Consider the following 13994-nt stretch of genomic DNA (forward strand, 5'->3'; position numbering starts at 1 on the left):
GGGTCCGGCAATGGGAATTTCTCCCCATCGCGACGACGATGCCCAAAAGAAAGCGGCGCCTCCCGAGGGAGACGCCGCCTTCAAGGTCAACAATCTATGTGTCTGATTTATTCGGCGCCGAAGCGAACCTTGGCGCGGAAGCCGAACATGCGCGGCTCGCCGACGATCGACGAGATGAAGCCGCGGGCCGTGTTGTCGTTGATCTGCAGGATCACGTGCTCGTTGGTCACGTTGGTCATGAAGAAGCTGAGGTCGAACGGATGACCTCCGACGTTTTCCCAGGTGGCATTGAGGTTCAACACGCTGGACGAGGGCGCGACGCCGCTACCGGAGGTGATGGGCAGCGCCGGATTGGTCCGGTTGACCACGCCGTCGGCAACGATACGGCGGCGCGACTGGTAGACGAAGGTAGCGCCGACCGAGAACTTGCCGATCGATTCGGGGAACGGCAGCGTATAGTTGCCCCCGGCGACCACCTGATGCGGGGGCCCGGAGTTGGCGATCGTATTGCACTGTTCGCCGCCGCAAGGTTGCGTCAGCGAAGGCGTGATGTCGTTGTAGGGCGCCGGTACCGTCGGAATAACAATCTTCAGCAGCTTTGCGTTGATGTAGCCATAGGCCAGATCGAGCCGCAGACCATCGAACGGCATGACGTTCAGGTCTGCTTCGATACCCCAGATGCGCGACTTGCCCGCGTTGATGATCGTCGCGTTGCCCGAGCAGTTCACGAATGTCGTCTGGCCGGGCGGAAGGGGCTTGGCCGGATTACAGGCGACGCCCAGCTGCAGCTGCTGGTTGCGCAGGTTGTTATAGTAGCCCGAGACGTTGAAGCTGCCCGGCAGGGCGCCGCGCCAGCTGGTCTTCGCGCCCGCCTCGAACGTATCGACGGTTTCCTTGTCGTACTTCTGGAGAGGGTCGGGACCGAAGATCGCGATGCCGCCCTGGCGGTAGCCACGCGACCACTTGCCATAGACCATGACGTTGTCGATCGGCTTGTAGTCGGCCTGGAGCAGCCAGGTCGGTGCCGAGGTGTTCTTCTCGAGGTTCTGCTGGCAGTTGTTCAGGGTCTGCGCGAACGTATAGGGGAATGTCGCCGGGTTCGCGGGCGAGGGGATGCCCGTGTATCCGGGCGCCGTGGGATTGGTGCAACCGAACCTGACGTTGCTGGGCACGGTCTGGAACACGGCGGTCTCGTTGATCAGGAACGTGTGCATCTTGTCCCAAGTATAGCGGATGCCGCCGGTCAGCGTCAGCTGATCGGTCAGCTTGTAGCTGGCTTGGGCATAGAGCGCGTAGTCGCGGAACTTTGTCTTCTGCAGCGAATAGGATCCGGTGCCGCCCGAGATCGTGCCCTGGCCGGTGCCGGCCGGGAAGGCCGGGCCGCCGACAGCAGAGGAGGGAAGGCAGGCGAAGCTGGGGACGTCGGTGCAGGCCGTGAACGAGGCGGTCTGGACGCCCGAGAAGCCTAGCGGATCGTTGATTTCGGCATAGCCGCCCGCCTGCCAGGTGAACGTGCCGTCACCCGGATGGCCCTGGAACTGCAGTTCGCCGACCATCGAGCGTTCGGCATTGGTGTAGCCGGTAAGCCCGTTGTTATGGGTGAAGGCGAAGCCGCGGACCTGGAGGCCGGTCTCGGTGCCCGGGACTACACCGGGAAGAAGCGAGTAGTTGCCGAACAGGTCGAGGTTGGTCTTGCCCTTGAACTCGCCGTAGGAAAGGATGTTCTTGACCGTCAGGCTATCGCTGGCGGTCCAGGTCAGCGTGTTGATGATCTGGAACTGGTCGCTGATCGACTGAGAGTCGGGCAGGCGGTTCGATACCGACCAGAAGCCGGCCGAGGCTTCGCGCGCTATCTGCGCGACCGATTCGTTGCCGAAGAATGCTTGGTTGGAGCTGGTCGGACATGGCGCGGTGACGCCCTGGGCGCAAGGGAACGCCGCCGTCACCTTCGGGATGACGCCGTTGCTCTGCGAATGCGTATAGGTGCCGACCGTGTAATTCTCGAGGTCGGGGGTCACGTCCCACAGCGCGCTGACGCGGCCGGCCCAGTAGTTGACGTCGCCCATCCCGCGGCCGGCGAACTTGCCGTCGCCGAACCGGCCGAGGTTCTTGAGATAGCCCTCGCGGTCCATGTGGTCGACGCCGAGCCGGAGCTTGAAGGTGTCGGACACCGGAAGGTTGATCACGCCCTGCAGGCGCCACATGTTGTAGTCGCCGGCGCTGCCTTCGACATAGCCTTCGAGCTTGTCGGTCGGCTTGCGCGGGACAAGCAGTACGGCGCCGCCGGTCACGTTGCGGCCGAACAGGGTACCCTGCGGGCCCTTGAGCACCTGGACGTTCTGCAAGTCGAACAGTGCGCCCGGGCCCGCGCCATCGCCGCCGAAAGTCGCGCCGGAACCACGCGGCGCGACGACGTCGTTGAAGAACACGCCCACTGTCGCGAAGCTGCGCTGCTCCTGATAGAAGCCCCGGATCGTGAAGGTCGTGTTGTCGGCGCCGTAGCGGCTGTTGACTGCGAAGCCCGGAGTCAGGTTTGCCACGTCTTTCAGATTGCTGATGTTGTTGTTGGCCAGTTTGCCCTGATCGAGCACCGTGATCGAAATCGGCACGTCCTGCAGGCGCTGTTCGACACGCTGCGCGGTGACGATGATGTCGTTGCTCGAATTTTCGTCTGCGCTCTGCGCCCAGGCGGGCGTGGCAGTGGTAGCGCCCAGAACCGTGGCGGCCAGCAAGGTCGCCCTGAAGCTATTCGTCATTAGCATCTTCCCCCAATCTGCACGGCCGGTTCCCCATGGAATCCTTGTGCTGTGCAGATGTTCAAACCTAGGCGAAGCGCGCCGAGTGGCGAGGGAAAATTGCAACGAATGCGTCGAAAGTCATGATACCGTTGCGTATATGCAACGCATTTCAAAAGTTATGATAAATAGTGTCTACGTTCTGCTAACCTATAATATGGTAAGCATCCATAGCATCTATTCCTCGATAACTTCGATGACCCGTTCGGGACAAGCGCGGGCGCCACGCTTTGCTATGGCTTCGAGCCCTTCGGGAACGTCGAAACCTTCGATCGAAATATAGCCGTCGTCGTCCAAGGGATAAAGATCGGGCGCGATCGCCCAGCAGCGGGCGTTGCCGACGCAGCGTGCCTTGTCGATGCGGATCTTCATGTCATCCTCTCCCTTAACGACGCCGTGCCTGCGCCTGATCCGCAGTTGATTGCCATTCTGCGGTGCGGATTGTCGATGCCCGGCACAGCCATCGCTCGGACGATGTGCCCTTTGCGGTCGACAGGTGCACCGGCCTGTGAAATCGTGCCCGACATGACCCGTGCCGCCGACGATCTCCCGGGCTATCGCCGCCGCATCCGCATAGAACCGCGGGACGGTGCCGTGCTGGCGATGCTCGAGGACGACATGCACTGCATGGCCGTGACCTTGCGCCACGAGAGCAGTGTCGTGACCGCCGTCGAAGCGGTGATGGAACGCGCCCCATGGACGACCTGTCCGGGCGCGCGCGACCAGCTCGTTCGGACCTTCGCCGGCCAGCCGCTCGCCGAAGTCACCGCGCGGCGCGAGAAGCGGGCGAACTGCACTCATCTCCACGATCTCGCGGTCCTCGCCGCCGTCCATGCTTTGGACCGCAGGCCTATGATCTACGACCTATTCGTCAGCGATCCGGCCGAGGGCGAGCGCCTCCTCGAACTGTGCCGCGACGGCGAGCGCCTGCTGCATTGGCGCGAGCGCGATGGCGTACTGACAGAGGCCGGCGGCGTGCCGCTGACGGCGCTGCGCGACTGGATCGCGACGCTGCCGGCCGAGCAGCAGGAACCGGCGCGCCTGCTGCAATGGGCAGGGCTGGTCGCGCACGGCCGGACGATCCCGATCGAGCGGCAGTCGCGCGCCACGGACCTGCCGCCCAACTGCTACAGCTTCCAGCCCGAGCGCGCGGTGGTGGCCGAACGCATCGGTCTGCTGCGCGATTTCAGCCACGGCCCGCAGGCGCCGCTCGATGGTTTTGCAGACAGGGAACTGGCCCGGGTGCACGGGCATTAGGCGAAGAACTGCGCACTCCGTCGGAGCCCGAGAATGACGATCACGATCACCGCCTTCGAAAACTCACCGGACAAAGGCAGGGGCCTCGCGCGCGACATGCGGGTGCGCTGGGCGCTGGAGGAAGTGGGCCAGCCCTATGAGGTGCGCTTGCTTTCGTTCGCCCAGATGAAGGAGCCGGCTCATCTGGCGCTGCATCCGTTCGGCCAGATTCCGACTTACGAGGAACGCGAATTCACCCTGTTCGAAACCGGCGCGATCATCCTCCATATCGCCGAGCGCTATCCGGGCCTGCTGCCCGAAGGCGCCGCGGCCCGTGCCCGCGCGATCACCTGGATGTTCGCTGCGCTCAACACTATGGAGCAGCCGATCGTCGAACTCGAGACTGTGCGGCTGCTGGAGAGCAAGGAGCCCTGGTACGAGCAGCGCCTGCCAGCGGTCCAGGGGCGCGTGCGCAACCGGCTGGGCCAGCTGTCGCGTCGGCTCGGCAATGCCGAGTGGCTCGACGGTGGGTTCAGCGCTGGAGACCTGATGATGGTTGAAGTCCTGGTCCGCCTGGAGAGCTCGAGCCTGCTCGACGACTATCCGAACCTCATCGCCTACGTCGCACGCGCCAAGGCGCGGCCCGCTTTCGAGCGCGCCTTCGCCGCGCAGCTTGCGGTTTTCACGGCGCAATCGTCCGCCGGCTGACCGAAAATATTCGCGCCGGCCAGTGCTTGTCCGCCGCTCGCTGCGATGCAACAAGGTTCTCCGGCATCGGAGACCGCTGTATGTTGAAGCGAGTTGGCGCAGTTCTGGCGGTCTTGTTCCTGTCGTCTATCCCCGCCAGCGCTTTCGCGGACGAGCCCGACGCGGCCACGCTCGCAGCGATCGACCGCAATTTCGACGAATGGCGGCTCGAAGCCCATGTGCCGGGCCTCGTCTATGGCGTGGTCAAGGATGGTCGCGTGATCGTGATCAAGGGGCAGGGCGTTCAGGACCTGGAGGCCAAGCGCCCGGTCGATAGCGGAACGCGGTTCCGCATCGCCTCGATGAGCAAGGCCTTCACCGCGCTGGCCATCCTCAAGCTGCGCGACGAAGGGAAGCTGTCGCTCGACGCGCTGGCCGAAACCTATATCCCCGAAATGCGCGGCTGGACCTACCCGACCAGCGACAGCCCGCGCATACGCGTGCGCGACCTGCTGAACCACGACGCCGGATTCGTGACCGACGATCCCTGGGGCGACCGGCAGCAGCCGATGTCGGAGGCTGACTTCACCGCCATGCTCAAGACGGGCGTGCGGTTCGCACGGCCGCCCGGCCTGACCATGGAATATTCCAACTTCGGCTATGCGACGCTGGGCCGGATTGTCACCCGCGTCTCGGGCAAGCGTTTTCAGGACTATATCCGTGACAGCTTCTTCATTCCGCTCGGAATGACCTCGACCACATACGACATCGCCCGGTCTCCGGCCGACCGGCGCGCGCTCGGCTATCGCTGGCAGGACGAGGCCTGGCTGCGCGAACCCGACATGCCCGATGGCGTGTTCGGCGCGATGGGCGGGGTCGAGACCACGGCGCAGGACTATGCGCGCTGGACCGCCTTCCTGCTTTCCGCCTGGCCGCCGCGCGACGATCCCGACACCGGGCCGGTGAAGCGGGCCACCGTGCGCGAGATCGCCGAAGGGTCGAACTTCGTCCAGACCGCGATGCGCGCGGCCGCGATCGGCGGCGCGCCGTGCCGCCAGGCGATCGCCTATGGCATGGGCTGGCGGGTGGTCGACGATTGCGACCTCGGCCACGCGTTGATCCATGCCGGCGGCTATCCGGGCTATGGATCGAACGTGCTGCTGCTGCCCGACAAGGGGCTGGCCGTCTTTGCCTTCACCAATCGCACCTATAGCGGCCCGTCCGTACCCGTATTCAGGACGGCCCTGGCGCTCCATGCGGGGAATGCCCTTACGTCGCATCCGATCCCCGTGAGCAAGGCGGTCGCCGACGGCTACGCCCTGGCCAAGGCGATCTGGGCCGCGGGCGATGCGTCCGTCGCGCAGGATAGCCTGGCGATGAATTTCCTGCTCGATCACGACCTAGCGCACCGGAAGGCCGAACTGGCCGAGGTAAGAAATCAGGTTGGGCTCTGCCCGGCCTCGGAGCCGGTGGTCGCCGAAAGTGCGCTGGCGGGGAACTTCACCTGGACCTGCGAACGCGGGCGTCTCAAGGGCAGCCTGCTGGTGGCACCGACCCAGAAACTGGGGCTGCAGGCGCTCGGCTTCGAGGTCGTGAAGCTTTAGGCCGCCGTCGGCAGCTTTTCCACGGTCGAGTCCGAAACTGGCTCGCCCAGCGCCTGCGCGATCGCGTCGTCGAGGCAGCGCAGCAGGCTGTCGCGGCTGACGCGGTCCTCGTCGCCATAGACGATGCCGATGGCCAGCGGGTGCGCCTCGTCCTGGCCCGGCAGCAGCGCGGCGACGACATCGGCCTGAGAGCCGAAGCCGAGCTTGCCGCGAACGTGCCGGCTGTCGCGGCAGGCATCGAGCTTGGCGCTCATGTCGGCTACCGCGAACTTGCGCTCATCGGCGGCCTCGGCGTTGAGCCGTCGCACGACGCCGTCGCGGCGCGGCTGGTCGACGGTGGAGAGCAGCAGCCAGCCGGGGGCGCCGTCCGACATCGGTTCCTGCAGGCCGCCGTAGATCCCGCGCACGGCCTTTGCCGAGGCACGCGGGCCGGCGTGCCAGGAGACGATCTGGGTCTTGAGCGCGACGCGGCCGAACACCGCGACGGAAAGGCCGGTCTGCGCGGCCAGCCGGTCGATCAGGCCGACGAGGCGGCCATCGCGGATGACACCGCTCTGGCCGGCGGCCCCGATCAACGCGGCGCGCGGGGCGAGGCTGTAGGAGCGCGAATTGGGATCCTTGTAGAGCAGGCCCAGCTCGACGAGGCTCGAGAGCAGCTCGGACGTGCTCGACTGCGGCCGGTCATAGCGGCGCACGATGTCCATCACGGTTGCCTCGCGGTGCGCGTCGTCGAAATATTCGAGCACCTCGATCACCCGGCGGGCGATCTTGGCCTTGTTCGAAGGTGCTTTGGACACGGCTGACGCGGCAGGCATGGAAGCTCTCCTCAATCCCTTATGCGCTCAGAGTCGCGCGATTTGCGGTATTTGTCAATATAAGTGAGAATGCCTCGTTTTTCCCTGACCTTGGTTAGCGTTCCACGGGCTGAACGCGATGTCCAGCCCGATTCGATTTGGCGAACTAAGCACTTGATGAAACAGGCCCGATTCGCGAGGGAAGAGGCGTGAACATCGGCGAATGGACCATCGATCCGGCGCGGCTCTGGCCGGGCGAGGCGGCCTGGGACGGGCCGGTGGCTTTCGTCGATCTTGACGCTGCGCGCGAGGTTCCGGCGGAGGTCGCACTGCCGGCCTGTCCGGTGATCGGGCTGGGCGATTCGTCTCATCCGCTGGCGGCGGCACTCGACGCGGTGGTGGAGCCCCCGGTCGGTGCCGACCTGCTGGTGCGGCAGATCCTGGTGGCGCCGCAGGCCGCGGCCGTGATCGTGCAACTGTTGCGGTTGCTGCCGGCGCTGTCGGTGGAGCAGGGGCTGACTGCGGAATCGCTTGCCTACGCGGTCTTGCAGGGGAGCGGGGAGCACCTGGCCTGGCGGGGGGCGAATATTGTGGGCGTGGCGCCTGCGCCCGGCCGTCTCGCGGTGATGCGCGAGGGTGCGCGGCTGATGTTGACGCTCGATAGCCCGGAGAGCGGCAACGCCATCGACCGAGCCATGCGCGATGCGCTTTACGAGGCCTTCTCGCTCGCAGCGCTCGATACCGAGATTGCCGCGATCGAACTGCGCGCGAACGGTAAAGCCTTCAGCCTCGGCGCCGAACTCGGCGAATTCGGCACGACCACCGATCCCGCGACCGCCCACGCGATCCGCGGGCGCACGCTACCGGCGCGCGCCGCTGCGCGCTGTGCAGACCGGCTTGCGGTGCATGTTCAGGGGGCCTGCGTCGGCTCCGGGCTCGAACTCGCGGCATGGGCGCGGCGCGTCACGGCTTCGCGCGAGGCATGGTTCCAACTGCCCGAGCTCGCCATGGGCATCCTGCCGGGAGCGGGGGGCTGCGTTTCGCTGAGCCGGCGGATCGGACGGCAGCGGACCGCGCTGATGATCCTGTCGGGCAAGCGGATCGGCGCCGCGCAGGCGCTAGGCTGGGGCCTGGTGGACGAGATCGCCTGAGAAGATCGTGGCGCGCACGGCCGTGGACGAGAGCGCTTCGCGGGCGGCCGACCAGGGTTGGTTTAGCAGGCAGAGGTCTGCGGGATCGCCCGGCGCGATGCGGCGCCGACGCGTGAGGTCGAGCGGATCGGCGACGTAGAGCGCCAGCGATTCTTCCGGCGTCAGCGCTTCCTCGGCGCCGATGATCTGCCCTTCGCGGGTCCGGCGGCTGACCGCAGCGGCCATCGCCTCCCATGGATCGTGACTGACGAAAGGCGCGTCACTGCCGCCGGCGAGCGGGAGGCCGGCTTCGATCAGGCTGCGCAGGCGATAGAGGTCGCCGTGGTGCTGCGGTTCGACATCGGCGAGATAGCGGTCGCCGCGCTCGGCGACGAAATGCGGCTGGACACAGACCGCCAGTCCGAGGGCTGCCATCCGCGCCACCAGTTCGAGCGAGGCGACCGATGCATGCTCGATCCGATCGCCACGCTGCGCCCCGGCCGCCTCGAGCACGGCCAGCGCGAAGACCAGCTCGATCTCGGACACGCAATGGACCGCCACGCCGCGCCCCTGGCCGTGGGCGGCGGCGATGAAGCCCACGGTTTCGTCGAAGTCCGGAAAGGCAGCCTCGTGCAGGTGGAGCTTGGCCGGGCCGAGCCCCCAGTTGCCGGGCAGTGCGTCGGCGAGCGACAACTCACCCGCCAGAACGCAGTGTTGGAGTAATGCACCGGTGGCACGTTGGCGGCTGACATGTGCCGCGTTGGCTGCGTCGTTGCGCGGCGACATGTCGGTCACGCCGGTCACTCCGAAGCGCCCCAGTTCGGCGGAAATCCGCGCGAAATCGGGCGGACTGCTGCCCAGCGCCGCCTGCAGCCAGCGGTCCTCGTCGAACAGATGGCCTTTCTCCCGATCGAGCCCCGGCGGCGCTTCCGTCCGTTCGAGCAGTTCCGCCAGCGCCAGCGAATTGAGCAGCCAGAGCCGTCCCGAGCGATGCTGGATGCGCAAAGGGCGGTCTGCCACCAGCCGGTCGAGCGCCCTGGCATCGGGCAGGCCCATTACGCTCTCGTGGTAGCCGATCCCGCGGATCCAGCCGCTGCCCGGCTCCTGGAGTTGGCGAGCCAGTGCGTCGGCCGTTGTCACCTCGGGCGGCCCGCAAAGCAGGGAAGAGGCACGCACGGCCAGGCCCGCAAGGTGGATGTGATGATCGTGCAGGCCCGGCAGCAGCGCGCCGCCAGCAGCATCGACCACCGCTTCGCCGGGATGCGGACTGAGGGTTCCCACTTCGGCGATCCGGTCTCCAGTCAACCGAACGTCGGCAATGCCGTGATCCCAGACTTCGGCGCGGCGGATCAACACGGCGCGAGGCCCGGGAAATAGCGCCCTGTGTCGGCGCCGATAGGCCGCACGTCGCCGAGCATCGGCCGGCGCGGCACATGCGGGAAAACCATGCCCACTGCCGCAGCCCAGCCGCGCAATTCGGCACCGAGTGCGGCGGCATCGTAGGCGCGCTCCTCGGCGAGCGCCTGCGCCGTCACCGCGCTCATCGCGAAACCGAGCCGCTGGGCCTGGCCGTTCCTGTAGGCGCGCCAGCCTTCGATCGCCGCGAAAATACCGGTGAGCGGATCGGCCAGGGCGTCGCCGACATAGCCGATCTCGCCGCTCGCCTGCTCCATCGCGCGGGCGAGCCCGCCGGCGACGCCGCAGTCGTGGCCGATCCCCGCCCAGTTCGCCGCCTCCCCGCTGGCGCCGTGGCCGGTGACCGAGAGCCAAACGAGCCCCGGCACCTCGCGCACCAGGGCATCGGCATCGATGCCGAGCTGGCGCAAGGCGCGCGGTCGCGAGCTTTCGATGACGATGTCGGCGCGGCGGATCAGCGCGATCAGCGCAGTGCGGTCGGCCTCTCGCGCGAGGTCGATCGCGGCATTGGCCTTGCCCTGGTTGATGATTTCGAAAGTCGCCGGGTCGTCGCGGCGGATCAGGTCGGGACGGCCGGCGCTCTCGACTTTCACCACTTCGGCGCCGGCCTGCCAGAGCAGGTGCCCAACGAGCGGCCCCGCCCAGATAGCGGAAAGATCCACCACCAGCGGTAGTGTGGCAAAGTCGCGTCGCCGGTGCGAGCCGGTGGCCAGCACCTCTACCGGCGCTGACACCGGAACTTCGTCGGCATCGGCCACTGTAAGGCCCAGCAGCCGCCCGCGTTCGAGCAGGTCGGCACCATCGAACCGCGCAACGGCCTGCGCAATCGCATCCTGGTCATGGACGTCGATCGCATCGTCGAGGAACAGCGCGGGCAGGTATTCGCGGTCGATCGGGCGGATCAGAGTCAGCGCGAACCAACGCCCGTCGCGCGTCGGCAGCAATCGGCTTCCGCCCATTCCCGCGGAAGTCCTGCCGGCGATGACGTAGCGATTGGCCGAACCGCGCTCGCCCACGATCGTAGCGCCGTCGAGCGCGGCAACTCGCGCCGAGCCGGTTTCCTCGGCGAATACACGCAGCTGTCGGTCGGCCCAGCGCGCCAGCGGGATCGCCGGTGTGCTGGAACCTTCGGGACCGTCAGCAGTCGGCAAGGATCTTCTTGACTTCGCGGCGCAGCAGCTTGCCCATTTCGTTGTAGGGCAGCTCTGCGACGAAGGCGACCTTGTCGGGCACGCGGCTCGAACGCAGGCGGCCGCGGATCAGTTCCTTGAGTTCGCTTTCGCCAGGCGTGTCGTGGCCTTCGCGCACGACGACGGCGATGCCCACGGCTTCGCCCCATTCGATCGACGGCACCGCGCAGGCGCAGGCATCGGCGATGGCGGCATGGGTCAGCAGCACGTCCTCGATCTCCCCCGGCGACATGTTTTCGCCGCCGCGGACGATGACGTCGTCGGCACGCCCGGAGAGGAAGATGTAGCCGTCCTCGTCGATGAAGCCGGCGTCGCGCGTCGGGAACCAGCCGCCTTCGACGAGCGCGCTCTTTTCCTTGTACTCGCCCGAAACCTGGTCGCCGCGCACGTAGATCTCGCCCGCTTCGCCCGGCGGCAGCGTCTTGCCGTCCTCGTCGCGGATCTCGATCTCGACGGTCGGCAGCGCCTGGCCGAGCGAGGTCAGGCGCGCGCGCACCTTGGGATCGTCCGAAGCCAGCGCCGCGCGGTGGTCGTCGGGGCCGAGCAGCGCGACGGTCGAGCTCGTTTCGGTCAGGCCATAGGCGTTGGTGAAGCCCGTGTTCGGGAACAGCGCCAGCGCCTTCTGGATCACTTCGATCGGCATCTTGCCGCCGCCGTAGGAGATTGCGCGCAGCGACGAGACGTCCGTCGGGTTCTTCTCGAAGGCCTCGATGATGCGGCCCAGCATGGTCGGCACGACGAAGGCGTTGGTGACCTTCTCGCTCTCCACCAGCTTGAGCCAGCCATGGGGGCTGAAAGCCGGCAGCATGACGATGCGGCGGTTCGAATAGACCGAGGACATGATCGCCGAGATGCCGGCAATATGGTAGGGCGGCACGACCATGATCGCCGCGTCATCCTCGCCCGCGGAGGCGAATTCGACCGACCCGAGGATATAGCCGAGCAGGTTCGAGTGGCGCAGGATCGCGGCCTTGGGCGCCGCGGTCGTGCCGCTGGTGAACAGCTGCACCGCCACGCCTTCGCCCGGATCGTATTCGCGGTCGACGCTCTCGGGGACCAGTTCCTGGACCTTGAGCGTGAATTCCTCGCGCGGGAGCACGGTATGGCCCTGATCGCCGGCGATCCGCGCAACGCGTTCCTCGTCACCGATCACCAGTGCCGGCGCGATCCGGCCGAGCAGCGCCGCCAGGTCGGTATCGGCCAGGCGGTAGTTCAGCGGGCAATAGGGAACCCCGGCCAGCGCCGCGCCGAACAGCGCGATCACTGCCGCTTCGCTGCTCTCGTCCAGCAGTGCGACATATTGCGCGCCGCTCTGCTCGATCAACTCGAAGGCACCGCGCGCCGCGCTCAGCAGCTCGGAATAGGTCCAACGCTTGCCGTCGCAGACGAGACCGACGCGGTCGGGAGCGGCCTCGGCGGCCATTTCGAGAAGAAGCGCGATGTTCATGCGGTTATCGGGGTCCTGTAGTGCAGATCAGTCGGAAGCAGGAAGCGGCTTGGCGTCCTTGACGACCAGCGCAACGCCGTCGACCGAAAGCGAGCCCTTGCCAGGCTTGACACAGAGCAGCTCGTATTTGCCGTCGGCATCGACATAGCGCTTGCCCATCAGCGTGCCGGCCGAGAAGTCGGGGCTCAGCGGGGCGGGTTCGGCAGGCTTGGCTTCGCCCATCGGCGCGCCGCCGCATTCGATCGTGCCGCCGCCGGTCTTGATCACCATGACTTCGGTGTCGTCGGCAGCGCTCTTCAAACGGGTTCCGGGCTTCATGTTTCAATCCTCTGTGTAGTTTCGTATGTCGAATATATGTTCGCGATCAGGCGATCGCACCCGACGCCTTTAGGCGCGCAATCCGCTCCCAATCAAGACCGAGCTCCAACAGTACCGTTTCAGTATGTTCTGAGTGCTCGGGCGCGCGGGGTGTCGTCATCGCGGCATGGTCGAATTGGACGGGACTGCGCACGACGCGAAGCGAGTCCGAACCGTCGATCGGATCGATGTTGAAGAAGGCGTCGTTGGCGATCGCCTGTTCGTCGCCGCCGAGATCGAGCAGGCTCTGCACGGCCGCCCACTGGCCTTTCATCGTCTTGAGATGCTCGCGCCAGTAGTCGAAGCTCTGCGAAGCGAAGGCCGCGACGATGAGCTCGTTGATCTCGGCGCTGTGCTCGGTCAGGCCGGCCGAACTGGCGAAACGCTGGTCGTTGGCGGCGTCGTGCAGGCCCAGGTGCTCGAAGGTGTCGCGGATGTAGAGGTCCGGCACCATGATGAACAGGCTGATCACCCGTCCGTCCGAAGTCTGGAAGTGGCCCATGAACGGATTGAACGCCGCGCCGCCGACCTTGGGCAGGCCGACGCGCATCATCTGGCCGCCGTGGAGGTAGGGGGCGATTACCATGCCCGACATCCACATCGCGCTCGACAGCAGCGATACGTCGACCTCGGTCGCCTCGCCGGTCTGAGAGCGGTGGAACAGCGCCCCGGCGATGCCGCCGGCGAGGTACATGCCGCTCATCGAATCGCCCATGCCGCCGATGCCCATCTGCAGCGGCACGTCGAATTCCTGCGGCGTCAACGCGTGGGCGACGCCGCTGTGGATCCAGAACGCTGTCATGTCGTAGCCGCCGCGGTCACGGTCGGGGCCCTTGTCGCCATAGCCGCTGCCGCGCGCGTAGATGATCTTGGGATTGACCGCGCGGATGTGCTCGACGTCGATCTTCAGCTTCTGGCGCGCCGCGGGGAGGTAGTTGGTCAGGAAGACGTCGGCGTCCTTGGCCAGTTCGTAGACGAGTTCCTGCCCTTCGGGATTATTGAGGTCGATCGCGATGCTGCGCTTGCCCCGGTTGGGGTGCTGGATCATCGGATTGGCGACGGGATCGAAGGTCATGCCCGCGATCGTGCGCATGCCGCGCTGCGAATCGCCGCGCACGGCGTGTTCGACCTTGATCACGTCGGCCCCCCAGTCGGCGAGGACGGCTCCGGCACAGGGCACGAAGACGAACTGCGCGACTTCGAGGACCTTCACGCCCTTCATTACCTGGGTCATTGGCGGCTTTCTCCCGGGCGGGCCGCCGATGGTAGCGAGCCCGCTTGCAGATACCCTAGCCGTACGATCCGCGCGAAGTCGAGGGCAGGGGCCGTAAAGGACCC

12 protein-coding genes are annotated in these 13994 nt (G+C 66.4%); 4 read left to right on the top strand and 8 right to left on the bottom strand.

The annotated features are described in order from the left end of the window. Positions 1–107: 107 nt before the first annotated feature. Together KRR38_RS03990 and KRR38_RS03995 are read right to left on the bottom strand one after the other, a co-directional pair. Positions 108–2756: a TonB-dependent receptor gene (locus KRR38_RS03990; protein WP_217398835.1), complete on the bottom strand. Its 2649-nt coding sequence runs from the start codon at positions 2754–2756 to the stop codon at positions 108–110. 216 nt (positions 2757–2972) lie between these two features. After that, positions 2973–3167, bottom strand: coding sequence for a ferredoxin (locus tag KRR38_RS03995; RefSeq protein ID WP_217398837.1), 195 nt, complete (start codon positions 3165–3167; stop codon positions 2973–2975). A 153-nt stretch (positions 3168–3320) separates the two neighbouring features. On the opposite strand from KRR38_RS03995, the gene KRR38_RS04000 reads away from it, so the two are divergent. From KRR38_RS04000 to KRR38_RS04010, 3 genes are all read left to right on the top strand, one after another. Continuing rightward, positions 3321–4052 carry a DUF2889 domain-containing protein gene (locus KRR38_RS04000; RefSeq protein WP_217398839.1) on the top strand — a complete coding sequence of 244 codons (732 nt, stop codon included), beginning with the start codon at positions 3321–3323 and terminating at the stop codon, positions 4050–4052. 33 nt (positions 4053–4085) lie between these two features. Further along, complete coding sequence (locus tag KRR38_RS04005; protein ID WP_217398841.1) at positions 4086–4739, top strand: glutathione S-transferase family protein; 654 nt, start codon at positions 4086–4088, stop codon at positions 4737–4739. Between the two features lie 80 nt (positions 4740–4819). Then, complete coding sequence (locus KRR38_RS04010) at positions 4820–6322, top strand: serine hydrolase (protein WP_217398843.1); 1503 nt, start codon at positions 4820–4822, stop codon at positions 6320–6322. Here KRR38_RS04010 and KRR38_RS04015 read toward each other — a convergent pair. Continuing rightward, a complete protein-coding gene (locus KRR38_RS04015) occupies positions 6319–7137 on the bottom strand; it encodes a helix-turn-helix domain-containing protein (RefSeq protein ID WP_217398845.1) in 819 nt (272 codons plus the stop codon). The two genes, KRR38_RS04010 and KRR38_RS04015, sit on opposite strands and share 4 nt — an antisense overlap. A gap of 188 nt (positions 7138–7325) precedes the next feature. Here KRR38_RS04015 and KRR38_RS04020 point away from each other — a divergent pair, with 188 nt between their 5' ends. Continuing rightward, positions 7326–8267, top strand: coding sequence for an enoyl-CoA hydratase/isomerase family protein (locus tag KRR38_RS04020; RefSeq protein ID WP_217398847.1), 942 nt, complete (start codon positions 7326–7328; stop codon positions 8265–8267). On the opposite strand, the gene KRR38_RS04025 is transcribed toward KRR38_RS04020, so the two are convergent. The 5 genes from KRR38_RS04025 to KRR38_RS04045 are packed head-to-tail and all read right to left on the bottom strand — an operon-like array spanning position 8235 to position 13890. After that, positions 8235–9602: an amidohydrolase family protein gene (locus KRR38_RS04025; protein ID WP_217398849.1), complete on the bottom strand. Its 1368-nt coding sequence runs from the start codon at positions 9600–9602 to the stop codon at positions 8235–8237. The two genes, KRR38_RS04020 and KRR38_RS04025, sit on opposite strands and share 33 nt — an antisense overlap. Next, positions 9596–10813 (bottom strand): CoA transferase, encoded by a 1218-nt coding sequence (locus tag KRR38_RS04030; RefSeq protein ID WP_254514636.1) that lies wholly within the window; start codon positions 10811–10813, stop codon positions 9596–9598. Before KRR38_RS04030 ends, KRR38_RS04025 begins: the two co-directional genes overlap by 7 nt. Further along, on the bottom strand, positions 10800–12299 hold the full coding sequence (locus KRR38_RS04035; RefSeq protein ID WP_217398851.1) for a class I adenylate-forming enzyme family protein: 1500 nt from the start codon (positions 12297–12299) through the stop codon (positions 10800–10802). Before KRR38_RS04035 ends, KRR38_RS04030 begins: the two co-directional genes overlap by 14 nt. A gap of 27 nt (positions 12300–12326) precedes the next feature. Continuing rightward, positions 12327–12617 carry a hypothetical protein gene (locus KRR38_RS04040; RefSeq protein ID WP_217398853.1) on the bottom strand — a complete coding sequence of 97 codons (291 nt, stop codon included), beginning with the start codon at positions 12615–12617 and terminating at the stop codon, positions 12327–12329. 46 nt (positions 12618–12663) lie between these two features. Continuing rightward, positions 12664–13890, bottom strand: coding sequence for a CaiB/BaiF CoA-transferase family protein (locus KRR38_RS04045; RefSeq protein ID WP_217398855.1), 1227 nt, complete (start codon positions 13888–13890; stop codon positions 12664–12666). Between the last annotated feature and the right edge of the window lie 104 nt (positions 13891–13994).

This window comes from Novosphingobium sp. G106 (assembly GCF_019075875.1).
Taxonomy (GTDB): domain Bacteria; phylum Pseudomonadota; class Alphaproteobacteria; order Sphingomonadales; family Sphingomonadaceae; genus Novosphingobium.